Annotated in this window: 21 protein-coding genes and 1 other annotated feature; of the genes, 11 read left to right on the forward strand and 10 right to left on the reverse strand. The window is 55.2% G+C overall.

The features are described 5' to 3' along the window. Positions 1-540: 540 nt before the first annotated feature. Together C7433_RS17135 and C7433_RS17140 are read right to left on the reverse strand one after the other, a co-directional pair. Positions 541-3699 carry a multidrug efflux RND transporter permease subunit AcrB gene (locus C7433_RS17135; protein WP_033738689.1) on the reverse strand — a complete coding sequence of 1053 codons (3159 nt, stop codon included), beginning with the start codon at positions 3697-3699 and terminating at the stop codon, positions 541-543. Positions 3700-3715: 16 nt separating this feature from the next. Further along, positions 3716-4918, reverse strand: coding sequence for an efflux RND transporter periplasmic adaptor subunit (locus tag C7433_RS17140; RefSeq protein WP_110268606.1), 1203 nt, complete (start codon positions 4916-4918; stop codon positions 3716-3718). A gap of 142 nt (positions 4919-5060) precedes the next feature. Here C7433_RS17140 and acrR point away from each other — a divergent pair, with 142 nt between their 5' ends. Continuing rightward, on the forward strand, positions 5061-5699 hold the full coding sequence (gene acrR, locus C7433_RS17145) for a multidrug efflux transporter transcriptional repressor AcrR (protein WP_039338471.1): 639 nt from the start codon (positions 5061-5063) through the stop codon (positions 5697-5699). Here acrR and rsmS read toward each other — a convergent pair. Next, on the reverse strand, positions 5696-5851 hold the full coding sequence (gene rsmS / locus C7433_RS17150) for a pleiotropic regulatory protein RsmS (protein WP_006117926.1): 156 nt from the start codon (positions 5849-5851) through the stop codon (positions 5696-5698). The genes acrR and rsmS overlap by 4 nt on opposite strands. A gap of 76 nt (positions 5852-5927) precedes the next feature. After that, complete coding sequence (priC, locus tag C7433_RS17155; RefSeq protein WP_039338470.1) at positions 5928-6458, reverse strand: primosomal replication protein PriC; 531 nt, start codon at positions 6456-6458, stop codon at positions 5928-5930. Between the two features lie 57 nt (positions 6459-6515). Here priC and C7433_RS17160 point away from each other — a divergent pair, with 57 nt between their 5' ends. The 8 genes from C7433_RS17160 (at position 6516) to C7433_RS17195 (ending at position 15295) form a co-directional block, all read left to right on the forward strand. Next, positions 6516-6905, forward strand: coding sequence for a DUF454 family protein (locus C7433_RS17160; protein WP_110268637.1), 390 nt, complete (start codon positions 6516-6518; stop codon positions 6903-6905). A gap of 145 nt (positions 6906-7050) precedes the next feature. Further along, positions 7051-7602 carry an adenine phosphoribosyltransferase gene (gene apt / locus C7433_RS17165; protein ID WP_006117923.1) on the forward strand — a complete coding sequence of 184 codons (552 nt, stop codon included), beginning with the start codon at positions 7051-7053 and terminating at the stop codon, positions 7600-7602. A 158-nt stretch (positions 7603-7760) separates the two neighbouring features. Continuing rightward, positions 7761-9737 carry a DNA polymerase III subunit gamma/tau gene (dnaX, locus tag C7433_RS17170; protein ID WP_110268607.1) on the forward strand — a complete coding sequence of 659 codons (1977 nt, stop codon included), beginning with the start codon at positions 7761-7763 and terminating at the stop codon, positions 9735-9737. Then, positions 9079-9140: a sequence feature (DnaX frameshifting element), on the forward strand. Its footprint overlaps the gene before it by 62 nt. A gap of 56 nt (positions 9738-9793) precedes the next feature. After that, the gene (locus C7433_RS17175) at positions 9794-10123 is read left to right on the forward strand and encodes a YbaB/EbfC family nucleoid-associated protein (protein WP_033738698.1); all 330 of its coding nucleotides are present in this window, start codon (positions 9794-9796) and stop codon (positions 10121-10123) included. Beyond that, entirely contained in the window at positions 10123-10728 is a 606-nt protein-coding gene (gene recR, locus C7433_RS17180) for a recombination mediator RecR (RefSeq protein ID WP_006117920.1), read from the forward strand. The genes C7433_RS17175 and recR overlap by 1 nt, the downstream gene beginning before the upstream one ends. A 98-nt stretch (positions 10729-10826) precedes the next feature. Next, positions 10827-12701, forward strand: a complete 1875-nt coding sequence (gene htpG, locus C7433_RS17185; protein ID WP_110268608.1) for a molecular chaperone HtpG — start codon at positions 10827-10829, stop codon at positions 12699-12701. A 279-nt stretch (positions 12702-12980) separates the two neighbouring features. Continuing rightward, complete coding sequence (adk, locus tag C7433_RS17190) at positions 12981-13625, forward strand: adenylate kinase (RefSeq protein ID WP_033738701.1); 645 nt, start codon at positions 12981-12983, stop codon at positions 13623-13625. A gap of 368 nt (positions 13626-13993) precedes the next feature. Beyond that, positions 13994-15295: an inosine/guanosine kinase gene (locus C7433_RS17195; protein ID WP_033738797.1), complete on the forward strand. Its 1302-nt coding sequence runs from the start codon at positions 13994-13996 to the stop codon at positions 15293-15295. 67 nt (positions 15296-15362) lie between these two features. Here C7433_RS17195 and ybaL read toward each other — a convergent pair whose 3' ends face one another. Beyond that, the gene (ybaL, locus tag C7433_RS17200) at positions 15363-17057 is read right to left on the reverse strand and encodes a YbaL family putative K(+) efflux transporter (protein ID WP_110268609.1); all 1695 of its coding nucleotides are present in this window, start codon (positions 17055-17057) and stop codon (positions 15363-15365) included. A 758-nt stretch (positions 17058-17815) separates the two neighbouring features. Here ybaL and ushA point away from each other — a divergent pair. Beyond that, positions 17816-19540, forward strand: a complete 1725-nt coding sequence (gene ushA / locus C7433_RS17205) for a bifunctional UDP-sugar hydrolase/5'-nucleotidase UshA (protein ID WP_369974387.1) — start codon at positions 17816-17818, stop codon at positions 19538-19540. A 36-nt stretch (positions 19541-19576) separates the two neighbouring features. Here ushA and C7433_RS17210 read toward each other — a convergent pair whose 3' ends face one another. After that, positions 19577-20008, reverse strand: coding sequence for a multidrug/biocide efflux PACE transporter (locus tag C7433_RS17210; RefSeq protein WP_110268611.1), 432 nt, complete (start codon positions 20006-20008; stop codon positions 19577-19579). A gap of 86 nt (positions 20009-20094) precedes the next feature. Between C7433_RS17210 and C7433_RS17215 the strand changes: the two genes are divergently transcribed. Continuing rightward, positions 20095-20964, forward strand: coding sequence for a LysR family transcriptional regulator (locus tag C7433_RS17215; RefSeq protein ID WP_033738707.1), 870 nt, complete (start codon positions 20095-20097; stop codon positions 20962-20964). Here the strand turns inward: C7433_RS17215 and ybaK are convergent. From ybaK to C7433_RS17240, 4 genes are all read right to left on the reverse strand, one after another. Continuing rightward, on the reverse strand, positions 20961-21440 hold the full coding sequence (ybaK, locus tag C7433_RS17220; RefSeq protein WP_058701143.1) for a Cys-tRNA(Pro)/Cys-tRNA(Cys) deacylase YbaK: 480 nt from the start codon (positions 21438-21440) through the stop codon (positions 20961-20963). The genes C7433_RS17215 and ybaK overlap by 4 nt on opposite strands. A 183-nt stretch (positions 21441-21623) precedes the next feature. Further along, on the reverse strand, positions 21624-22427 hold the full coding sequence (locus C7433_RS17225; RefSeq protein ID WP_110268612.1) for a TraB/GumN family protein: 804 nt from the start codon (positions 22425-22427) through the stop codon (positions 21624-21626). Between the two features lie 67 nt (positions 22428-22494). Beyond that, positions 22495-25011: a copper-exporting P-type ATPase CopA gene (copA, locus tag C7433_RS17230; protein WP_110268613.1), complete on the reverse strand. Its 2517-nt coding sequence runs from the start codon at positions 25009-25011 to the stop codon at positions 22495-22497. Positions 25012-25440: 429 nt separating this feature from the next. Beyond that, the gene (locus tag C7433_RS17240) at positions 25441-25773 is read right to left on the reverse strand and encodes a zinc ribbon domain-containing protein (RefSeq protein ID WP_110268615.1); all 333 of its coding nucleotides are present in this window, start codon (positions 25771-25773) and stop codon (positions 25441-25443) included. Between the last annotated feature and the right edge of the window lie 76 nt (positions 25774-25849).

Genomic DNA, 25849 nt, shown 5'->3' on the forward strand with positions numbered 1-25849 from the left:
TTATAATATAACAATATTATGCGCCGTGGCCGATATGAATGCAACCCTGTAAAACCCAGGGGAAACAGCGGGGCGGCGATGGCGGGCAAACCGTGCAACGGATAGCACGCTGTCGCTGACTGAGAACAGGCGCAGGGCAGACCGTGCTTCAGGCAGACAGGAAAGAACAGATTTGCGCTGCCACAAAGACAAAGTGGCTTCAGACACGCTTGTCAGCCGCGTGACACGTCAGCGCAGTCTGACGAGAGGGTAAGAAGCCGGGCAGAGACAAGAGAAAGAAGCGGGTGTGAAATCAGCGTGAACCGGTTAAGACCGAAAAGAAACAAAGTGACTCGTCAGGTCATCCGGGAGCGCGCCGGGCGTGACCAACCTGAATGTAAAAGAGGGTGAGGAAGGCAGCGTTCACCCCGAGTGAACAGGAAGTTATCGCGATAATACAAGCCAGCGTCATCATGGCAGCGGTTAATCCCTGCGGCTGTCAAAAAAGAGACGGCGTGAGGCATTAAAAAAGGCCGCTGATGCGGCCTTTAAGTTTACAGATTAATGCGAGTGGTCAGGATGATCGACGGGATGACCCTTTTCGATCTCGGCTTTGTTTTTACCAAAGCGACGACGCACCACCACAAAGAATACCGGTACGAAGAAGATGGCCAGCGCGGTCGCGGTCACCATCCCGCCCATGACGCCCGTACCGACCGCATTCTGTGCACCAGAGCCGGCACCGGTACTGATGGCCAGCGGCAGTACGCCCAGAATAAACGCCAGTGAGGTCATCAGGATAGGACGCAGACGCATACGGCAGGCTTCAAGCGTGGCTTCCACCAGCCCTTTGCCTTCTTTCTCCATCAGGTCCTTCGCAAATTCCACAATCAGGATGGCGTTCTTCGCCGAGAGGCCAATAGTGGTCAGTAACCCCACGACAAAGTAAACGTCATTGCTCAGTCCGCGCAAGGTCGTAAAGATCAATGCACCGACCACGCCCAGCGGAACCACCAGCATGACCGAGAACGGAATGGACCAGCTCTCATACAGGGCCGCGAGGCACAGGAACACGACGATCAGTGAAATGGCATACAAGGCAGGTGCCTGGTTACCCGACAGACGTTCCTGATAGGACATCCCGGTCCAGTCAAAGCCAATGCCCGACGGCAGTTTCGAAGCCAGTTCTTCCATCAGGTTCATGGCATCACCGGAGCTCTTGCCGGGGGCTGCCTGCCCCAGGATTTCCATAGACGGTAAACCGTTGTAACGTTCCAGACGCGGTGAACCATACTGCCAGCGTGCTGATGAGAAGGCAGAGAAGGGCACCATCTCGCCGTTGCTGTTTCGGACATACCACTTATTGATGTCGTCAGGCAGCATGCGCGCATCAGCTTTACCCATCACGTAGACTTTCTTCACACGACCGCGGTCAATGAAGTCATTAACGTAAGAGCCGCCCCAGGATGCGCCCAGCGTGGTATTGATATCACTGAGTGAGACACCCAGTGCCTGGGCTTTCTCCTGATCGATATCCAGTTTGAACTGCGGCGTATCTTCCAGACCGTTGGGACGCACACCGACCAGCGTATCCGGATGTTGTGCGATCATGCCAAACAGCTGGTTACGCGCCTGCGTCAGCTTTTCATGCCCCAGGTTACCCTGATCGATAAGTTCAAAGTCAAAGCCGGTCGCGTTACCTAACTCGATAATGGCAGGCAGGTTAAACGCAAAGACCATACCGTCTTTAATTTGCGCCAGCGCTTGCATTGCACGTCCCTGGATCGCAGGCACTTTCATGTCGCTGCTGGTACGCTCATCCCACGGCTTGAGGCTGACGAAGGCAATACCGGTATTCTGTCCACGGCCCGCAAAGCCAAAGCCCGCAACGGTAAAGACAGATTTCACCGAGTCTTTTTCTTTCGTCAGGAAGTAATCAGAAACCTGATCCAGCACTTTCTGCGTGCGCTCTTGTGTAGCACCGGCAGGGAGCTGAGCCTGAGCCAGTAACAGGCCCTGATCTTCTTCCGGCAGGAACGATGAAGGCAGACGCAGGAACAGAAACGCCATTCCCAGCACAATCAGCAGATAAAGCAGCAGATAGCGACCCGTACCGCGAACGATGTGACCTACGCTGTCAACATAGTGATGCGTACTCTTGTCAAACAGGCGGTTGAACCAGCCAAAGAAGCCTTTGGTGGCACCGTGATCGCCTTTTTTCACCGGCTTGAGCATAGTGGCGCAGAGTGCGGGCGTCAGAATCAACGCAACCAGTACTGACAGCGCCATGGCCGACACGATGGTGATGGAGAACTGACGATAAATCACGCCGGTCGATCCACCAAAGAAAGCCATGGGAATAAAGACCGCTGACAGCACCAGGGCAATACCGACCAGTGCGCCCTGAATCTGCTCCATCGAGCGCTTGGTCGCTTCTTTCGGTGGCAGTCCTTCCTCCACCATGACGCGCTCGACGTTCTCGACCACCACGATGGCGTCATCCACCAACAGGCCGATGGCCAGCACCATCCCGAACATCGTCAGGGTGTTTATCGAGTAACCAAAGGCGCCGATAATGGCGAAGGTCCCCAGCAACACAACCGGCACGGCAATAGTCGGAATCAGCGTGGCTCGGAAGTTTTGCAGGAACAGATACATCACCAGGAACACCAACAGAATCGCTTCCATCAGTGTTTTCACCACTTCGAAAATAGAAATTTTAACGAACGGTGTGGTGTCGTAAGGATAAACGACCTTCATTCCCGCCGGGAACGTTGGCTGCAGCTTAGCCAGCTCGGCTTTAACGGCTTCGGCGGTATTCAGGGCGTTAGCGCCGGTCGCCAGTTTGATACCGATACCGGACGCAGGCTTGCCGTTATAGCGCGCAATGATCTCGTAGTTTTCACCACCCAGTTCGATCTGTGCCACATCGCGCAGACGCACCTGAGAGCCATCGTTATTCACTTTCAGCAGAATGTTGCCGAACTCTTTGGTGGAGGTCAGACGCGTTTGCGCAATAATTGAGGCGTTCAGCTGCTGTCCCGGCACCGGCGGTGTTCCGCCTAACTGACCGGCAGCCACCTGGGCGTTCTGGGTTTTAAGTGCATTGATCACATCAACCGGCGTCAGCTGATAGTTATTTAACTTACTCGGATCCATCCAGATGCGCATCGCGTACTGCGCACCAAAGACCTGGGTATCACCCACGCCAGGCGTACGGCTGATAGGATCTTTGATGTTAGAGGCAACATAGTCAGCAATATCGTTCTGCGTCATGCTGCCATCATCGCTGATGAAACCCGCTACCATCAGGAAGCTACTGGAGGATTTTTTAACCTGAATCCCCTGTTGTTGCACTTCCTGAGGCAGCAGTGGCATTGCCAGCTGCAGTTTGTTCTGCACCTGAACCTGCGCGATATCCGCGTCAGTCCCTGACTGGAAGGAGATGGTCAGCGTCAGAGCACCCGAGGAATCACTGCTTGATGACATATACATCAGGCCATCAATGCCGTTCATGTTTTGTTCGATGACCTGCGTCACCGAGTCTTGCAACGTTTTCGCGTCAGCACCCGGGTAGTTGGCCTGAATCTCAATGGCCGGTGGCGCAACATTGGGATATTGCTCAATCGGTAATTTAATAATCGATAACGCGCCCGCCAGCATGACGATAATAGCCAGCACCCACGCAAAGATTGGGCGATCGATAAAGAACTTAGCCATGTATCAACGGCTCCTGTTAGGACGATGTTTTAGCAGACTGGGCCTGAGAGGGATCACCTTTTGCGGCTTTTTCATCGTCTGTGACTTCTTTAGGTGTAACTTGTGCACCCGGTTTTGCACGCTGCAGACCTGTAAAGATCACACGCTCGCCCGCTTTCAGACCTTCTGTTACCAGCCATTTATCGCCAATAGCCTGGGCTGCTTTGATCTTACGTGCTTCAACTTTATTGTCCGCGCCGACCACCATGACAGAGGCGTCACCGGTTGGTGTGCGCGTTACCGCCTGCTGAGGAACGAGCAGGGCGTTTGGATTGGTGCCTTCATCCAGACGGGCACGTACAAACATTCCTGGCAGCAAGGCTTTATCAGGATTAGGGAAGATCGCGCGCAGGGTGATCGAGCCGGTGGTTTGATCAACGGTCACATCCGAGAACTCCAGCGTACCCGGCTGAGCATAGTTTTTACCATTCTGCATCAGCAGGGTAACGTTGGCTTTGCCATCGTTCTGTTTCAGCTGACCGGACTCCAGTTCTGAACGCAGACGCAGGAAATCTTCACTCGACTGGGTAACATCGACATACATCGGATCCAACTGCTGCACCGTGGCCAGCGCTGTGGTTTGCCCGCTTTGTACCAGCGCACCTTCTGTAACGGATGACTTACCAATGCGGCCACTGATAGGCGAAGAGACTTTTGTGTACGCCAGGTTAATGCGTGCGGTTTCTACGTTAGCCTTCGCGGCCTGAACGGCCGCATTGTTTTGTGCCGCGGTGGCGACGGCATTATCGTAGTCCTGCTGACTGATATATTTGGTGCCAAGCAGCGGCTTATAACGATTGACCGTCAGTTGCGCTATACGTGCATTGGCCTCTGCTTTCGCTAAATCGGCTTTGGCGCTGTCATAGGACGCCTGATAGGTCGCGGGATCGATCTGATAGAGCGATTCACCGGCTTTAATCTCACTGCCTTCAATAAAGTTACGCTTCAGAATGATACCGGAAACCTGCGGACGCACTTCGGCAATACGGTAAGCCAGGGTACGGCCAGGCAGTTCGGTCGAAATTTTTAGGGGTTCACTTTTAACGGTGACAACACCGACTTCCGGCGGCTGTTGTTGGGCGGCCTGGTCGGATTTATTTCCGTCACATCCTGTTAACACAAAGCTGCCTGAGAGCATCAGGACGGCCGCCAGAGGCGTTAACCCTCTGAATTTGTTCATAAATAAACCTCTAGAGTCCGATATCAAATGATCAATGGATCACAAAGCCATGAACCCATTGCTGCGTATTATTTTAGCTCGTGCTATGGTACATACATTCACAAATGTATGTAAACTTACCTGTTTGTAAAAAAAGTCCCCTATGGCACGAAAAACCAAAGCGCAAGCTCTTGAAACCCGGCATCAAATTCTGGACGCCGCCCTTGCTCTGTTTTCGAAAGAGGGGGTTTCAGCCACCTCCCTGGCGGACATCGCTTCTGCAGCCAGCGTTACCCGTGGCGCTATCTACTGGCATTTCAAAAACAAAGCCGATTTGTTGAACGAAATATGGCTTCGCTGCGATGCCGGGCTTAATGAAGTGAAACTTGAGTATCAAACAAAATACCCCGGTGATCCACTCTCCATTTTACGGGCGATGCTGGTCTATATCTTTCAGGCGACTGCGCGCGATCCGCAGCGCCGTGCGTTGATGGAAATCATCTTTCATAAATGCGAATTTGTCGGGGAAATGGCTGCCGTAAAAAGTATCCAGCAAAGTCTGTTGCTTGAGCGTTACAACGAAATAGAAGACGTACTGCGTCAGTGCATTGATGCCGGGCAACTTCCAGAAACGTTCCAGACCCGACAGGCGGCGTTAATCATGCGCAGCTATGTCAATGGCATGATGGAAAGCTGGCTTTTTACGCCTGGCAAATTTGATCTGGTTGCCGATGCTCCCGAACTGGTGGATGCCCTGATTGATATGTTGCGCTTAAGTCCGACGCTGGCAAAAAAGGCTTAGTCTTTGCGCTGTTCGTCGCGTTTCTTTTCGTAATCGCGCTGAACAATGGCCAGGGCGGACAACACCGTTTCCACCGACAGTTGGTGTTCTTCAAACAGCTGAATCAAATCTACCGCCAGTTTGACCTCTTCGGGGGCCGTTTCCAGGGACATCATTCCTCCTGCGACGTTGTATCATGGGCCTGATAAGCGTGCCATCCTGTGATGGCGGTCTTGCAAAGATAGCGCATTAACTGCTAAACGGGCTGTCTGACAGTGACATTGCCCACTCCACCGAGCGGATCGCCTGCCGGCAGCGTGCCATACGGCCTTCCAGTACCTCCAGGTCTTTTTTCAACTGCTGCTGAACGGCAAAGGTTTCTGCCAGCGCCAGCCGTTGTTCACGCTGGTCGATCATCGCCTGCAGTCGACGCTCATATTCCCGGTATTCCAGATATTTTTGCTGACGGGCGGAAGGCCGGGCACGTTCAGCGCGGCTACGAAGTTGCTGGGTACTGGCTTCACGCTGCAGGGCGGCGATTTGGTCCACCAGATGACCCGCCAGCCACTGGCTACGTTCCACATCCTCGCCGGCCTGACAAAGGCGCTGATAGTTGTGCTCAATCTCCTGCAGATAATCGGCCAGTCGGGTCCCTTTCGTTGTAAAGAGTTGGTTGTCAAAACGCGGCGAGCGACACTCGCCGTCGGGATGGCTGTGGATGGCCTGGCGCAAGGTGAGAAGGCAGTGATGCAGCCTTTGCCGCGTCGGATGCTTACTCATTGCGCGCAACGCAGGTATGCTAAAGTCATGCAACGGAAAACGCACTGGGTGGCAGGTATGCAACGCATTGTCTTATTAACCCTGGGTTGGCTGGCGATAGTGCTTGGCATACTGGGCATTGTATTACCTTTATTACCTACAACGCCATTCATGCTGCTGGCAGCGTGGTGTTTTGCCCGTTCTTCACCACGTTTTCATCACTGGCTGCTCTGGAAATCGCCCTTTGGTCGCTATATTCGTCACTGGCAACAGCATCGTGGCATGCCGCCAGGGGCAAAAAGCCGCGCCATCGTACTGATTGTGGCGACATTTACGTTATCCTTGTGGCTGGTGCCAGTGCTGTGGGTACGGATCATGCTGGGCATCATGTTGTGCCTTCTGTTGTTGTTTATGTGGCGGATGCCGGTGGTGGCAGAAACACCAGACGACAGTTTACCTCCGCGATAAAGTTGCAATTAGCCGGCCATTTGCTTAGATTTGGGCCTCTTCGTGTGCGGCTTCCCATTATGAATGTATTTCCGCTGAACCTTTAATCAGGTATTGGCGCTATTGAAGCTGCGCAAAACAGAATTTTTTTACCAGGCTTAAGATTATGACCGACACTGCGCAGCAGCTTGAACTGATTAAAAACAGTATCAAAAGTATTCCTGATTACCCGAAGCCGGGTATTCTTTTCCGTGACGTCACCAGCCTGTTGGAAGACCCGAACGCGTATGCAGCGTCCATCGCCCTGCTGGTTGAGCGCTACCGTAATAAAGGCATCACCAAAGTTGTCGGCACAGAAGCGCGTGGCTTCCTCTTTGGTGCGCCGGTTGCCCTGGGGCTGGGGCTGGGTTTTGTCCCGGTGCGTAAACCGGGCAAACTGCCACGTGAAACCTACAGCGAATCCTACGAGCTGGAATACGGTACCGACCAACTGGAATTGCACAAAGATGCGATCCAGCCGGGCGACGTCGTGCTGGTGGTCGACGATCTGCTGGCGACCGGCGGAACGCTGGAAGCCACGATCAAACTGATCCGTCGTGCAGGCGGTGAAGTGAAAGATGCTGCTTTTATTATTAACCTGTTCGATTTGGCAGGGGAAGCCCGCCTCAAGGCGCTGGGCGTTGACAGCTACAGCCTGGTCAATTTCCCCGGCCACTAAGCCTCGCTTCTGGCCTCGCGCACCTGTGGGGCCATTCCGCTTTACCGCTTCAAGATAACGAGTGATAGGTGAAAGCGTAGCTGTTAGACTACTGCAATCATATACAGGGGTTGCAGTGCGTCTGCGCTCACATTTCCATCCAAATTCGTCGAAACCACATGAGCTATCAGGTACTTGCCCGAAAATGGCGTCCACAGGCGTTTGCTGATGTTGTCGGTCAGGAACATGTTCTGACGGCGCTGGCGAATGGATTGTCTCTGGGACGCATCCATCATGCTTATCTCTTCTCCGGCACACGGGGCGTAGGGAAAACCACGATTGCCCGTCTGCTGGCAAAAGGCCTTAACTGCGAAACCGGGATCACCGCCACGCCCTGTGGCCAGTGCGATAACTGCCGTGAGATCGAACAGGGCCGTTTTGTCGATCTCATCGAAATTGATGCCGCCTCGCGCACCAAAGTGGAAGACACGCGCGATCTGCTTGATAACGTGCAGTATGCGCCCGCCCGCGGCCGCTTTAAAGTTTACCTTATTGATGAAGTGCACATGCTGTCGCGTCACAGCTTCAATGCGCTGCTGAAAACGCTGGAAGAACCGCCTTCACACGTTAAATTCCTGCTGGCGACGACCGATCCGCAGAAGCTGCCGGTGACAATCCTGTCCCGTTGTCTGCAGTTTCACCTTAAAGCGCTGGATGTTGACCAGATCCGTCAGCAGCTTGACAACGTATTAGAACAGGAGCACATCGCCCGGGAACCGCGGGCGCTGCAACTGCTGGCCCGTGCTGCCGATGGCAGTATGCGCGATGCGCTGAGCCTTACCGATCAGGCCATTGCGATGGGCGAGGGCAGCGTGACCAGCGCGACCGTCGGGGCGATGCTCGGGACGCTTGACGATGAGCAACCCCTGGGGCTGCTTGAAGCCGTAGTCGACGGCAACGGAGAACAGGTGATGGCGTTGCTGGCGCAGGCAGCTTCGCGCGGGGTTGACTGGGAGGCATTGCTCCTTGAGATGCTGCGCCTGCTGCACCGCATTGCCATGGTACAGTTACTGCCTGCCTCTCTTAACGACGATGAAGAAAGCAATGCGTTGCGCCTGCGGGAACTGGCGCGCGTCGTGCCGCCTGCCGATCTGCAGCTTTATTATCAAACCCTGCTGATGGGGCGCAAAGATTTACCCCTTGCGCCCGATCGTCGTATGGGCATTGAGATGGCCTTATTGCGCGCGCTGGCGTTTCATCCCAAAGCGGCCGTCGCGGAGCCGATCGCGCGGCCCACGCTGACTGCGCAGTCAGCGCCGGTGCCGGTACAGAACGTACCGCCGTCGCCAACCGAATCGGCGCCCGCTGCCCGGCCACAAATGGCGGCACCCGAACCCGATTCGGCACCAACCGCGCAGTCTGTCTCGCCTGCGGCACCCGAATCGTCACTGTCCAGTTCCACCAGCCAGCTCCTGCAGGCGCGCACCCAACTGCTGCGCCAGGGAGCAAACAAAGCAAAAAAGAGTGAGCCGGCAGCGCCAGGTGCGCGGCCGGCCAGTTCTGCCCTTGAGCGACTGGCCTCGGTGACCGAGCGCAGTCAGCAGCGTGTGCGTGAGCGCGCCCCTGAAGCGCCGGTAAAAAAAGAGGCGTACCGCTGGAAAGCGCTGACGCCCGTAACCGAAGCGGCCGCGCCCGTCGCCACGCCAAAAGCCTTGCGTTCTGCGCTGGAGCATGAGAAAAATCCTGAGCTGGCCGCACGGCTGGCTGAAGAAGCCCAGCAGCGTGATGCCTGGGCGGCTGAAGTGGCCGGTTTGCCGCTGCCTAAACTGGTTCAACAGCTGGCGTTGAATGCCTGGAAAGAGACCACCGATCAGGGTATTTGCCTGCATTTACGTTCCAGCCAGCGCCACCTGAATTCGGCCTCCGCGCAGCAGGCCCTGACCGCCGCATTGAGTCAGGTTGCCGGACATCAGGTTGAACTGTCGGTTATTGAAGACGATAATCCTACGGTATTGACGCCACTGGAGTGGCGTCAGGCCATTTATGAAGAGAAGCTGGCGCAGGCGCGTCAGTCCATCTTGAGTGACAGCCACATTCAAACCCTTCGTCGCTTTTTCGATGCCGATTTGGATGAGGAAAGCATTCGACCCGTTTGAACACGCTGCAACGTTATGAATAAACCGCGTTGTAGCCTCAGCAGAGAGAGAAAACTATGTTTGGTAAAGGCGGATTGGGCAACCTGATGAAACAGGCCCAGCAGATGCAAGACAAAATGGCCCAGGTTCAGGAAGAAATTGCCGCCCTGGAAGTCACGGGTGAATCAGGCGCAGGCATGGTCAAAGTGACCATCAATGGTGCCCACAACTGCCGCCGTGTGGAAGTCGATCCCAGCCTGCTGGAAGATGACAAAGACATGCTGGAAGATTTGATCGCTGCCGCCTTCAACGACGCGGCGCGTCGCATTGATGAAGCGCAGAAAGAGAAAATGGCGTCTGTCTCTTCAGGCATGCAGTTGCCACCAGGCTTCAAGATGCCGTTCTGATGCAAACCAGCCCACTGCTAGAGTCCTTAATGGAATCATTGCGCTGTTTGCCGGGCGTTGGGCCGAAGTCGGCGCAACGGATGGCGTTCCAACTGCTACAGCGCGATCGTAGTGGGGGAATGCGGCTGGCACAGGCGCTGACCCGGGCAATGTCGGAAATCGGTCACTGTGCCGATTGCCGCACCTTCACCGAGCAGGAAATCTGCACTATCTGCGCCAATCCCCGGCGTCAGCAAAACGGTCAGATCTGCGTGGTGGAAAGTCCGGCAGATATCCATGCTATTGAGCAAACCGGGCAATTTGCCGGCCGTTATTTCGTTCTGATGGGCCATCTTTCGCCCCTGGATGGCATTGGCCCGGCAGATATCGGTCTCGATCGGCTGGAACAGCGTCTGGAGAAGGAAGCGATTCAGGAAGTGATCCTGGCGACCAACCCCACCGTGGAAGGCGAAGCGACCGCGAACTACATTGCAGAATTATGTGGCCAGTATGGCGTTGAAGCCAGCCGCATTGCGCATGGCGTTCCGATGGGCGGCGAACTGGAAATGGTGGATGGCACCACGCTATCCCACTCACTGGCAGGCCGCCAGAAGATTAAATTTTAAACGCTTGCCGGCGTTGTGAAAAACGCCGGCTTGAAAATCCTGCATGTACCCCCACATCCTCCTCAACGTTCGTTAAATCTGATTCTGTTGAGGTAGCAATGACCATGAAAGGACAAGAGACTCGTGGCTTTCAGTCAGAGGTAAAACAACTTCTGCACCTGATGATCCATTCTCTCTATTCAAACAAAGAGATTTTCCTGCGTGAACTGATTTCCAACGCCTCGGATGCGGCGGATAAACTGCGCTTCCGCGCGCTGTCTGATGTCAGCCTGTACGAAGGCGATGGTGACCTGCGCGTGCGTCTCTCTGTCGATAAGGATAACCGCACCATCACGCTGAGCGATAACGGTATCGGCATGCGCCGTGATGAAGTGATTGAAAACCTTGGCACTATTGCGAAATCCGGCACCAAAGCCTTTCTGGAATCCCTGGGCTCAGAACAGGCCAAAGACAGTCAGCTGATCGGTCAGTTCGGTGTGGGTTTCTACTCGGCCTTTATCGTTGCCGACAAAGTCTCGGTGCGCACGCGCGCGGCGGGTGCCGCCGAAGACGAAGGCGTGTTCTGGGAATCGGCAGGTGAAGGTGAGTATACCATCGCTGACATCAGCAAAGCCGATCGCGGTACGGAAATCACCTTGCACCTGCGTGAAGGCGAAGATGAATTCCTCGACAGCTGGCGCGTCCGCAACATCATTGGTAAATACTCCGATCACATTGCGTTGCCGGTTGAAATCGAAACCAAAGATGAAGAAAGCGGCACCACGACCTGGGAGAAAATCAACAAAGCTCAGGCGCTGTGGACCCGCAGCAAGTCAGAGATCAGCGACGAAGAGTACAAAGAGTTCTACAAACATATTGCCCATGATTTCAGCGATCCGGCGACATGGAGCCACAACCGCGTAGAAGGGAAACAGGAGTACACCAGCCTGCTATATATCCCGGCTCGCGCACCGTTCGACATGTGGAACCGCGACCATAAACATGGTCTGAAACTCTACGTGCAGCGCGTGTTTATCATGGATGACGCCGAACAGTTCATGCCGAACTACCTGCGCTTTGTGCGCGGCCTGATTGACTCTAACGATCTGCCGCTCAACGTATCGCGTGAGATTCTGCAGGACAGCCGTGTTACCCAGAATCTGCGCGGCGCGTTGACCAAACGTGTTCTGCAGATGCTGGAGAAGCTGGCGAAAGAGGACAGCGAAAAGTACCAGACCTTCTGGAAAGAGTTTGGTCTGGTCCTGAAAGAGGGCCCCGCTGAAGATCACGCCAACAAAGAGACGATTGCCAAACTGCTGCGTTTTGCCACCACACAAAGCGAGAGCGCGGCGCAAACCGTGTCGCTGGAAGATTACGTCAGCCGTATGGTCGAGGGTCAGGAGAAGATCTACTACATTACCGCCGACAGCTATGCTGCAGCGAAAAGCAGTCCGCATCTGGAGCTGTTCCGTAAAAAAGGCATTGAGGTCCTGCTGCTGTCCGATCGTATCGATGAATGGATGATGAGCTATCTGACCGAGTTCGACGGTAAGGCCTTCCAGTCCGTCAGCAAAGCGGATGAAGCGCTGGATAAGCTGGCTGACGAAGAAACGGAAGCGCAGAAAGAAGCGGAAAAAGCGCTGGAACCTTTTGTTGAGCGCGTGAAAACGCTGCTGGGCGAACGTGTGAAAGAAGTCCGTCTGACGCACCGTCTGACCGATACGCCTGCGATTGTGACCACCGATGCAAACGAGATGACCACGCAAATGGCCAAACTGTTCGCGGCGGCAGGACAGGACGTGCCGGAAGTGAAATATATCTTCGAGATCAACCCCGATCACCAACTGGTGAAGCGCGTGGCAGATACCCAGGATGAAGCCCGCTTCGGTGAATGGATTGAGCTGTTACTGGATCAGGCCCTGCTGGCAGAGCGCGGCACGCTGGACGATCCTAACCAGTTTATCCGTCGGATGAACCAACTGCTGACGGCGTAAGACGACGAAACCGGTGAGATCCTCACCGGTTTTTTTTGGCTGCAGCCTTCCTGCCTGCTTTCCGGCACCCATATTTGTTGCGCAACCGCCTTAAAAGCCCCATTGCACCCGCTACCAGTCCGAAAATGCCTTTTCACTGACATCGCGCACTGCGATCGCTGGCTAAAGTCAGTACACTGATCTGCGTTGATCCGCCCCTTCCTTGTGGTGCGCGGATCATAATGGTATGTTCTTCCGCTTCTCAGATTCATCAATGCGATTCGCAAGGGGATTTACGCAATGCGTATTATTCTGCTCGGAGCTCCGGGCGCAGGTAAGGGGACTCAAGCCCAATTCATCATGGAGAAATACGGCATTCCGCAGATCTCCACTGGCGACATGTTGCGTGCAGCGGTTAAAGCGGGCACCGAACTGGGCAACCAGGCGAAAGCCATTATGGATGCCGGCAAGCTGGTTACTGATGAGCTGGTGATTGCGCTGGTTAAAGAGCGCATCGCCCAGGAAGATTGCAAAAACGGTTTCCTGCTTGATGGTTTCCCACGCACCATTCCTCAGGCTGACGCAATGAAAGAAGCCGGTATCAAAGTGGACTATGTGCTGGAGTTCGCTGTGCCGGATGAACTGATCGTTGAACGCATCGTCGGTCGCCGTGTTCATGCGCCATCAGGCCGTGTTTACCATGTCAAATTCAATCCACCGAAGGTGGAAGGCAAGGATGACGTGACCGGTGAAGAGCTGACCACGCGTAAAGACGATCAGGAAGAAACGGTGCGCAAACGTCTGGTGGAATACCATCAGCTAACCGCACCGCTGATTGCTTACTACAGCAAAGAAGCCGAAGCGGGTAACACTGAGTACCACAAAATCGACGGCACACGTAACGTGTCCGACGTGAGTGCAGAGCTGGCTAAAATTCTGGGCTAAGCAGAGAGGGGCCGGCACGACTGGCCCCTTTTGCTGTAGTGAATCTATCCATACTTTCCTGCGTTCTCCTTCTTCGTTGTCCTCTGAACGCCAGCCGCGCTTGTCGCAGACCGTTTTCTGGCCCTTGCTGCCTGACAGGTACGGAACCGCATTGCTGTCGTGCTGCATCCTCCTACAGGCTGTCATGAACCTGCAGGCGCCACGTCCCGGCGTTCATCAGATGGCCTGCCAGGAATATACGCTGACACGTCAGATGCGCCGGAGTCTGGCAGGGCGGGACGGGCGTGCTACGGATTCGCGCGCAGCGTTAAAGTCGTCGCAGAGAATATGATATGCTTCTCTGCCTGTTTTTCCTCACGGCAGTCACCATGAAATTTCCCGGCAAACGTAAATCCAAACACTATTTTCCCGTCAGCGCACGCGATCCCCTTCTCCAGTCCTCGTCATTCGATAACGAAGACGGCAGTTGGGTAGTGGGCATCGATCAGACGTTGGTCGATATCGAAGCGAAAGTCGATGACGCCTTTCTGGTCCGCTATGGTCTGAGTGCCGGCCATTCGCTGGTCATTGACGATGCCGTGGCGGAAGCGCTGTACGCTGAACTGATGCGTGACGAGCTGATTACTCACCAGTTCGCAGGCGGCACGATTGGCAACACGCTGCACAATTTCTCCGTGCTGGCGGACGACCGTTCCGTATTGCTGGGCGTGATGTGCAATAACATTCAGATTGGCGGTTATGCGTATCGTTACCTTTGTAATACTTCGAGCCGCATGGATCTTAACTATCTTCAGGGTGTGGACGGAGCGATTGGCCGCTGTTTCACCCTGATCGGCGATCAGGGCGATCGGACCTTTGCGATTAGCCCTGGCCAGATGAACCAGCTCAAAGCGGAAAGTGTGCCTGAGGACGTAATTGCGGGCGCTTCCGCGCTGGTTCTGACCTCGTATCTGGTGCGTTGCAAAGACGGTGAACCGATGCCACAGGCGACGCTGCAGGCTATCGAGTATGCAAAGCGCCACAACGTGCCGGTGGTGCTGACGTTAGGCACGAAACACGTGATAGGTGACAATCCTCAGTTCTGGCGTGATTTCCTGCGTGACCACGTGTCGATTGTGGCGATGAACGAAGAAGAGGCGCTGGCGCTGACGGGCGAGGCCGACCCGCTACTGGCCTCGGACAGGGCGCTGGAGTGGGTGGATCTGGTGCTGTGCACGGCAGGGCCGACCGGTTTATATATGGCGGGCTATACTGAAGACGAATTTAAGCGTAAAACCAACCATCCTTTGTTACCGGGCGCGATTGCTGAATTCAACCAGTACGAATTCAGTCGCGCAATGCGTAAACAGGATTGTCAGCAGCCGTTACGCATTTTCTCGCACATCGCGCCCTACATGGGCGGCCCGGAGAAGATCATGAATACCAATGGAGCAGGGGACGGCGCGCTGGCAGCGTTGCTGCATGACATTACGGCGAATAACTACCATCGCCGCAACGTACCTAACTCCAGTAAACATGCGCGTGCTTATCTGACCTATTCGTCGCTGGCGCAGGTCTGCAAATATGCTAACCGGGTCAGCTATCAGGTCCTGAATCAGCATTCGCCCCGACTGACGCGCGGTTTGCCTGAGCGTGAAGACAGCCTGGAAGAGTCCTACTGGGATCGTTAAGGCTGACAAGTCAGACGCCCCGCTGAATCTCTGAGAGTTCAGCGGGGCGACAGCCGTTTGGGATGGATTAGTGCTGACCTTCGCTGACGGGGTTTTCTTCCTGCAGCGTTAGCTTTTCCTGTAACTTCTGAATAATACTGGCGGCAATTTCCCGCTCACCCATAACGACGTGGTTTGCACCGCGCTCCAGAATATACTCCACTTCATCGTCATAATGGGCATGCACGATAATATCGATATCAGCCTGCTTCTGTCGTGCTGCCGTCACAATTTCGCCTACCTCGTAGCCGTTAGGGATAGTGACTAACAGCCAGCTGGCACAGTCCACCCGGGCCAGCGCCAGGGTATTGGCGCGGGCGGCATTCGCCAGCACCGCTCTGATCCCCTGATCCCGTAAGGCTTTTACGCGCGGGATGGAGCTTTCTACCACCACCACCGGAATATTCAGTTTGATCAGTTGCTCACACAGCAGGTTGCCGACGCGACCATAGCCAACGATGACCGCATGGTTGCAGACATCCACAGGAATCTCTTGTTCTTCTTCCAGCGCTTCTTCCAGCGTCTGCTGCTCCATCGTTTCATTTTTGGCGAGGTAACGCCCCAGCAGCGTAAACAGAACCGGATTGAGCATGATAGAAAGGATAGCGGCCGCCAGGACCAGATTTCGGCCTTCTTCATCAAGCAGGCCAAGTGAAATGCCCAGGCCGGCAAGAATAAAGGCAAACTCGCCGATTTGCGCCAGACTCACCGAGATGGTCATCGCTGTCCGACGCGAATGACCCAGCAGCGAAACCAGCAGCCAGGCGGCGGCGGATTTGCCGATGACGACAATCACCAACGCACCCAACACGGCCAGCGGCTCTTTCACCAGGATCATGGGATCAAATAACATGCCGACAGAGACAAAGAACAGCACTGCAAAAGCATCCCGTAACGGCAACGTGTCACGGGCAGCGCGCTGACTTAACTCCGATTCATTCAGCACCATTCCGGCAAAGAACGCACCCAGCGCAAAAGACACGTCGAAGAACTCGACGGCGCCAAATGCGATGCCCAGCGCCAGCGCCAGGACAGACAGCGTAAACAGCTCGCGTGAACCCGTGGCCGCACTTTTCGCCAGAATCCAGGGGACCGCACGGCGGCCTACCACCATCATCAGCACCATAAAGGCGGCAACTTTGCCGATGGTCCAGAGCAGATCCCAGATCACCAGGCTGGCGCTGGCGTTGCCCTGTTCCATCATGCCCGCAATGGCGGGCAGCAAGACCAGCGTAAGCACCATCACCAGGTCTTCGACAATTAACCAGCCGATAGCAATTTGACCGCGCTGGCTTTCAATCAGCTGCCGTTCTTCTAACGCACGCAGCAACACCACGGTACTGGCGGTAGAAAGACACAAGCCAAACACCAGGCCGGTCATCCACGACCAACCCATCGCCCACGACATCAGCATTCCCAGCAAGGTGGCTACCGCGATCTGTGCAATCGCGCCGGGAATGGCTATCCGCTTTACCGACATCAGGTCCTTCAGTGAAAAGTGCAGACCGACGCCAAACATCAGTAAAATCACGCCCAGTTCGGCCAGTTCCGGCGCCAGATTCGTGTCTGCCACAAAGCCGGGTGTAAAAGGGCCGGCCATAACGCCAGCAACAAGGTAACCCACCAGCGGAGAAATTCGTAACCGGTTAGCCAGCATACCAAGGAGGAAAGCCAGAACCAGTGCCCCGACAATAGTGGTGATCAGCGGTGTGGTGTGATGCATGCCTGTCTCCTTGGATGTAAATGTATCCGGTTGTAACAAATGAGTTTAATGCATATCAGGCGGGATCGCTGAATAATTTGTGGGATTATCAAAAGAAATTAGGGAAATACGCGAAAAGCGCAAGATGAAGGCTGTTTTTCTCACTTATCGCGGTTATGGGTCGATACAACGGTCTGTTGCGTACGGTCAGGAAGGAGTTTATTCATTCTAAATGACACAAGCGTGACGATAATGAGGTGAAAATGTGTTGGTAACAGCCTACAACCGCACTCAGGCAGCGATTTACCTGCTCCCTTTGCTTCGTTGGCCTCTGTGCGTCGGGGCGGTCGGATAGGCGGCTGACCTGATGGCATGAAAGCGGATGATAAAACAGCAAACAAAACAGTCTGTTATTGAGCATTGGCTCAGCCAGCCTTGTCTGCGCGCGCGAAGGCCATCTTGACGAAATGCACTGTTAAAAACAGAGTAATACATAAATTTAACACAGGGCGAATCACACCAGCGAAAGTAGCTAAAAATTAACAAGCTGATTGTTCCTTCTGCTTAACATTGCGCCTTCATGCATAACAGTGATGACAAAATCAGCCCCTGTCCTGCGCTGAACAACCTGCGATAATGACCGGACGACGCGCGATAAACTTGAGTTAACACAGGGAATGTGCGACACAAAAGGGCGCTGACGATCGGCAAGAATCATTATTCAAAGGAGAGAGGCTGTGGTGTTATCTCGATGGGCGGGTGCGGGTCTGACCGGGGCGATGTTGCTCTCATCACTGTTTACTCAGGCCGCCGTGCCTGACCGGAGTTACCGTTTCAGCATTTTGCACACCAACGATCTGCACGGCCATTTCTGGTTTGATGAGCAGGGCGAGTACGGTCTGGCGGCACAAAAAACATTAATAGATACCGCACGCTACGATATTCAGGCCAAAGGCGGTGGTGCACTGATTTTGTCGGCCGGAGATGTCAACACTGGCGTGCCGGAATCGGATGCCCTGGATGCCGAACCTGATATTCGTGGCATGAACCTGATTGGTTACGATGCCATGACGCTGGGCAACCATGAATTCGATAAACCCCTCGCCGTGCTGCGGAAACAGGAAAAATGGGCCAAATTTCCTTTTCTGGCCGCGAATGTTTATCAAAAAAGCACAGGTAAACGTCTGTTTAAGCCCTGGGCGATGTTCCGGCGCATGGGGCTGAAGATTGCGGTTATCGGGTTAATCACGCCGGATACCGCCCGCCTGACCAACCCTGAACAGTTAACGGATATCGAATTCCGTGACCCGGTAGCCGAAGCCGTAAAGGTTGTGTCTGAACTACGCGCCAAAGAAAAACCGGATGTGATCGTGGCGCTGACCCATCTTGGTCATTATGACGACGGCAAACACGGCAGTAACGGGATTGATGATGTGACGCTGGCGCGCAGGTTGCCTGCGGGCACCCTCAATATGATCGTAGGGGGGCATTCGCATGACGCGGTCTGTATGGAAAAAGAGAATGTGAGCCGCAAAGATTACCAGCCGGGTCAGCCCTGTCAGCCTGACCGGCAAAATGGCGTCTGGATTATGCAGGCGGAAAAGTGGGGAAAATATGTCGGACGTGGCGATTTTACCTACCGCAATGGCGAGGTTACCCTGGCGTCGTATCAGCTCATCCCGGTTAACCTCAAACATAAAATCAAAAATCTCGATGGCAGCGAATCCTGGCTGACCTGGCAGGAAGAGATCCCCAAAAACACGGCTATGATGAAATTACTGACGCCGTTTCAAAAACGCGCTGAAGCGACGTTGCAGGTGAATGTCGGGCGCGTCAACGGGGTGTTTTCCGGCGAAAAAGAAACCGTGCGCGTTCAGCAAAGCAGCCTCGGGCAGCTTATCCTGCGGGCGCAGATGGCCGCGACCCAGGCCGACTTCGCCGTGATGAGCGGCGGCGGAATTCGGGCCTCGCTCAAACAAGGGCCCGTGGCATGGCGCGATTTGCTCCAGGTCCAACCCTTTGCCAATCAGGTCGTTTCCGTCACGCTGAGTGGGGCGGAAATTAAACGCTATCTGGCGGTGGTGGCGAATATCGAACCGGGTTCAGGCGGTTATGCCCAGTTTGCAAATGTCAGTCTGACCGCGAATGGCAGCGGCGTGAGTAAAGTCACGATCAACGGACAGCCGCTGGATGACACCAAAACTTATCGGATGGCGACTAACGGCTTCAATGCGGCGGGCGGCGATGGCTATCCCCGTATTGATTCACATCCGGGTTATGTCAACAGTGGCAACGTTGACGCCGTGGTGCTGCGTGACTGGGTCAGTAAACATTCGCCGCTGAATGCCAGCGACTACGTGCCTCGCGATAAGGTGATTTACCAGACGGCAACGGCCCAGGATGCATTGAAAGACGCGAAAGAAACGGTGCCCGCGCGTCGTTATCCCAAAATGATTTTGGCATGGATACAACACTGGAACGGGGAACGTGCAGCACCGCGTTAAATCACCGGGGAGGCGCTTCGTCTCCCCGGTGCCTTGTCAGACGCGGCAGGCCTTACGGTTGAACCAGTGCGACCGCAGTTTATCCCACACCAGGTTATAGACGAAGGTGTAGGGCAGAAAGAACAGAAAAAACGCCACTTCGATCATAAAGGCCTGCCATAACGAAATCTCCAGCATCCAGGCGGCCAGCGGAAGCCCTATCAGGATAAAGCCGCCCTCAAATCCCAGAGCATGCAGCACACGAACCCACGCACTGCGTTTCTGACGAGGCGGATACCAGCGATCAAACACGCTGTTGTACATCATATTCCAGAGCATCGCGACCGTGGACAACATGATGGCCAGTGCGCCCATCTGAAACAGCGGTTTATCCATCATCCAGGCTGCCAGCGGGGCAATGGTGAGGATGGCCAGGCCTTCAAACAGGCTGGCATGTAAGATACGCTCGGTGAGTGAACGGGTTTGCATGTCAGTCTCCTTAGTTCAGGTGCCTATTTTCCCATGGCATCATGCTAAGATAAAATGATCATCTATCGATAAAAGCGATGGTTCACATGCGTTACTCTCCTGAATCCCTGGAAGCCTTTGTGCAAACGGTAGCCAGCGGCTCGTTTTCTGCCGCCGCGCGCGCCTTAAACAAAAGCCAGTCCACCATCAGCGTTGCTGTGGTTAACCTGGAAGACGATCTGGGTTTTGCCTTATTTGACCGGCGCGGTCGTCAGCCGCAACTGACCGAACAAGGGCGACGCGTCTTACCGCAGGTTCAGCAGATTCTTGCCGCCAGTGAGCGACTGGATGCGCTGGCAACGCGCCTGTCCGAGGGAATCGAACCACGGCTCAGCGTGGCGGTATCTGACTTCTGGCAAACGCACTACCATCAGCGCCTGCTCAGGCAATTTGACAGGCGCTATCCGGAGGTGGAGCTGGAAGGCATTGCCGCAGAAGATGACGATGTCGTCGAACTGTTGCAAACCGGGCGCGCGCAGATCGGCGTGATTCGTGCCCAGCCGACGCTCCCGGCTGACATCGCGGTCGCCCGCCTGCAGGTCGATGCTGAGTTAGGGATTTACCTGCACCGGGATCATCCTCTGGCGCAGGAAGCGACGGTGAATGAAAGCCAGCTTGAACCCCTTCGTCACCTTCGTCTCAATACCTGGACCGAACGCCGCGCCCCCACTTTTCAGGGCAGGGCCTGGTCTGCTCAGACATATTATGTGCTGCTTGAGATGGCGGAACAGGGCTTTGGCTGGAGCATTTTGCCGCGCTGGCTGGTGAAACAGTTTGGACATGGTGTCTTAAAGGAATTGCCTGTTGCCGGGTGGCCGCAGCGCATCGCCGTAGAAGTGGTCTGGTCGCGCCGCCATCCGCCCGGCCCGGCCGGGCGCTGGATGATTGATGAACTCTGCGCTCTGCAACCGGCTTAATCGCGTCGGGCAATGTCTGCCAGCGGGGCATCCAGAAGACGGGACAAATCCTGCGGGCTGAGTTCAATATCCAGTCCGCGTTTACCGCCAGAAATGAACAGCGTGGCAAAGTCGTTGGCTGAGTGGTCAATCACCGTCGGCAGACGCTTTTTTTGCCCCAGCGGACTGATGCCGCCGATCAGATAACCCGTAATCCGCTGCGCCAGCAGGGGCTCGGCCATCTCCGCTTTTTTTGCCCCGAGAGCCTTAGCCACCTTTTTGAGATCAAGCTGCGTTGCCACGGGCGTCACCGCCACGGCCAGCTGCTTTGCATCGCCGTTCAGCGCTACAAGCAACGTTTTATAGACCTGGCGGGCGTCCAGGTTAAGCTTACGTACCGCTTCATCGCCAAAATGCGTTTCGCTTGCGTCATGCTCATAAGGGTGCAGTGTGAAGCTGACTTTTTGTTTTTCCAACAGTTTTACCGCAGGCGTCATAATGGCCTCTGATTCAGAAAAATCTTATTACGTTTTATTGAAAGATAAATGTGGCGAAATAATGTGCTTTAGGCGAGAATTGCCACGCGCCAGCAACTGGGTTGTTGAGCGATAACTAAAATCATTAACACATTCCTCTTTGAAGAGCCGATATGACTGTCGGCTCTCTTTTTTTATCCTTGATTACTCCGCCCGTAGCAGGGCTGGCAGATTGTTCTCGCCATATAAATGCAGTGCGCCGACGGCCACCACATAACGTCCCGCGGGCAACGTTTGTAATCGCCCGCGCCACTCACGGTTGCGCTGGCTAATCAGCGTGTCATTGAGCGTCTGACTGAACGTCGCCGGTAAGGCGATTTGCGGTTCGCGGGGCGGGCTTTCCAGCCACCAGCTCACCATCGTCTGCAACATGCGCGCGTTGGTGTGCCAGTGCGTCAGCGTATCCTGCAGCAGCGCCATACCGTTATCGGGCAGCGACTTTAACAGGGCGATTTGCGCGTCTGCGCCCTCCAGCTCAATCACGGGTTTTTGCAGTGAACGTGCCGCCTGAAGCAACTGATAATCAATGCCGTAATCCGGGCGCAATCCCAGCCGCTGGGCCTGACGGGCCTGCAGCATCAACGCAATTTGCCAGGCCGGTGACGTATCAAACTGCGTCAGGGACAAACCGGTCTCATTGCATAACGCGTCCAGCTTCGCCAGCGTGCCTTCATCCATACGCACCGACAGCGGCGGGCATACTTCGGTGTCATCAAATGGCGAACCGCCCTGAGTAATATCCGCTTCCACTACCAGGGCATCGGCATTTTGCAACTGTTGTAGCAGCCGCACTGGCAGAGGCTGCATATCGCGCGTGCCCATATGAATGCTTCCCACCAGATGAAACTGGCATGCTCCCGACCGGATATCGACGGCCGGCCACCGGTAGCTGGTGGGAAAAAGGGGCGCCATCCAGTTACGCAAACGTTGCCAAAGGCTCGCAGTCATTCCCTGTCCTTACTGTGTTAAAGACACCATGCTAGCGGGATCCGGCGGCGAAAAACAGAGGCGGCCGTTAAGGCTTCTTGCGCGGTGTGAAGCGCAGTAGCCGGTTAGCATTGCTGACGACGGTAATCGATGAGAGTGCCATCGCCGCGCCGGCAACAATCGGGCTGAGTAACAACCCCGTGAAGGGATAGAGCACGCCCGCAGCCAGCGGAATACCGATAATGTTGTAGATAAAGGCACCAAACAGGTTCTGACGGATATTCCTGAGTGTGGCGGATGCAATCGCTAAGGCATCTGCCACGCCATGCAGGTCGTCACGTAGCAACGTTATCGATGCGCTTTCCACCGCCACATCACTGCCGCCGCCCATGGCTATGCCGACATCCGCCTGGGCCAGCGCGGGTGCATCATTAATCCCATCGCCGATCATGGCGACCTGACGGCCTTGCTGCTGCAACTGGCTGATCGCATCGGCTTTACCTTCCGGCAAAACACCCGCAATCACTTCATCCATGCCCACGTCATCAGCAATAGCGCGGGCGGTATTCTCATGGTCCCCGGTCAACATAATCAACCGGTAACCTGCCTGATGCAGCCGTTGCAGCGCTTCACCCGCCTCCGGCCGCAGAGTATCACGCAGGCTAATCAGGCCAGTAAGCTTCCCGTCTTCAGCCAGTAAAACCGGCGTTGCGCCCTGGCGGGTTAGTCTCTCCGTTTCTTCCTGTGCCGCCTGGCAATCCACACCGTGCTCGCTTAACAGGCTGACATTACCCAGGACAAGTTGTCTGCCGTTAAGAATGCCACTCACCCCTTTGCCGCGTATTGTACGAAATTGCGAAATCTCAGGCTTCTCGCCAGCGCCGGCCTCTGCCACGATAGCTTTCGCCAGTGGATGCCCTGACGCCTGTTCCAGTGCCGCAGCGGCAGAGAGCACGGCATCGCGGGTGCTGCCCTGCCAGGTGATAACCTCGGTGACCTGCGGGGCACCTTGGGTAAGCGTGCCCGTTTTATCAAACACCAGCGTGTCGATATGACTTGCGCGTTGCAATGCATCGGCATCCCGCACCAGCACACCGTATTCAGCAGCGCGTCCGGTGCCCGCGATAATCGACATCGGTGTTGCCAGACCCAGCGCACAGGGACAGGCAATGATCATGACGGTGGTGGCCACAACCAGCGCATAGGCCAGTTGGGGCTGTGGACCCACCAGGTACCAAATCAGCGCACTCAGCAAGGCAATAATCACGACCACCGGTACGAAGACCGCAGAGATACGATCCGCCAGACGGCCAACCTCAGGTTTGCTGCTCTGCGCTTTACGTACCAGCTGAATAATTCGTGCCAGCGCGGTATTGCCGCCAGTCGCCTGCGCAATAAAGCGAACGGTCCCGTCCTGCACCAGCGTACCGGCAAACAGGCGATCGCCCTGTGTTTTGGATTGGGGAGCCGCTTCGCCAGTCAGCATTGCTTCGTCACACCAGGCTTCGCCTGACTGTACCTCGCCGTCTACGGGGATACGATCGCCTGCGACCAGTCGCAGGATCATACCGGGCTCTACCGCGCTGACGGGCATAAGCGTCTCACCTTGTTCCGTGATGACATTGGCCTGTGCGGGCGTAAGATCCAGCAGCCGCTCCAGGGCGCGTGAGGCACGCTGGCGCGCGCGTTGTTCAAGCGCATGGCCCAGATTGATCAGGCCCAGAATCATCACGCTGGCTTCAAAATAGAGATGACGCGCCTGCGGCGGGAAAAAGTCAGGCCAGACGACCACGCTGAAGGAGTAACTCCAGGCGGCCGCCGTTCCCAGCGCCACCAGCGTATCCATGGTGGCGCTGCGGTTAAGGAGACTGCGCCAGGCGCTGCGGTAGAAATGGCCACCCGCCCCGATCATTACCAGCAGGGTGAGCATCCCGAGGACCAGCCAGGTGGTTCTGTTCGCGGCAGTGAGCATCATATTGTCGCCCATCATGCTCCATACCATCAGCGGTACGCCCAGCAGCAGCGCGACGCCCGCCTGCCAGCTAAAGCGACGCAGGGCGCGACGGGCGCTGGTTTGCTGCTTTTCACGTCGTTGCTGCTCGTCGTCAACCACTTCCGCACCGTAACCGGCCGCATCCACGGCAGCGACCAGCTGCTGTGGCTCAACATGGCCCATAACCAGCGCGCTTCGCTCGGCAAGATTAACGCGTGCCTGCTGTACACCGGCAACCTGTTCAAGGGCTTTTTCAACCCGGCTGACGCAACTGGCACAGCTCATGCCGTCAATAAGCAGGACGTGAGCAGGCAATGCTTCGGTTGCCGGCAGAGAAGAGGACTCCGTTGTCAGCGCCTCCGGCGGCGGCTCTGATGCTGTCAACGGCTCAGGCTTTGGGCGCGCGCCTTCAGGTTTCAGCGTTGCATGATAGCCCGCCTGTTCGACAGTGGCGATGAGCGAAGTGACCTCGGCGCTGCCAGAAATGCTGGCTTCCTGTTGGGTGACCTCGGCCTGTTCAACATCGTCGCGCTGCTCAAGCGCCTCTTTTACGCGTTTAACGCAATGGCCGCAGGATAATCCTTCCAGTGCCAGGATAACCGTATTTGACATCGTTGACTCCTTGGTTGGTGTGGCGGAGTGAGTAGTCAGAAGTGACTGTGACTAAGGATAAACCTTCCATCAAGGGGAAGGTCAAATACAGGCTGTTAAAAGGGACAGAATGCCAGAATGGGTGGGTAAAAAATGTGCAGCCCGTGTCGCGGGTGGGGGTGGAAAAGCAAAAGCCCCAGGTTATCCGCGGGGCTTTTATGCATCGTTTCGGCGTCAGACGAGCTGTGTGACAACTAACCCGAATCGGATTATCTGAGCGGCGAGCCTTAGCCGGAATTACGCAGCAGGGCGCCTTCAGGGCCTGTCCGCTTCACTGTCAGACTTAATCGTTAATGATGGTCACGATACAGGGTTTTTTACGCGTTATCGCGGGGTGACGCACTGGCGCATTTAACGCAAAAATACTCTACAACACCGCTGTGACGTCCATCATCCCTTCGGTCTTGTGAAGAGGACCAGTATGCCCAGAATAATGTCGCCAATCACCCAAATGCCGCCAATAGCCATGACACCTAAACCGGCACCGATCGCAGCACCCGCTCTTTCCGCATCAGAAGCCGCGTTGTTGACCACCTCGCCGCTTCCACTTAATCCGGCAACAAGGCAGTAGATCATGAGAATGTTAAACAGGATGAAAGTCCATTTGATGACTTTGCCAAAGAACGAACGGCGTGGTTTTCTGAGCTGTTTGGCACATGACGGACAACGTAATGCTGAATCACTTACTTCCTTATGACACTCCGGGCAGCTGACTAAAGCCATAATCACTCCTTAATTTATGTGATTAACAGTTACAAATGGGCGGCATTTTATAAGATTTTTACGCATTGACAATATT

Origin of the sequence: Pantoea sp. PNA 03-3, from assembly GCF_003201175.1 — a bacterium.
In the GTDB taxonomy this organism is placed as follows: domain Bacteria; phylum Pseudomonadota; class Gammaproteobacteria; order Enterobacterales; family Enterobacteriaceae; genus Pantoea; species Pantoea stewartii.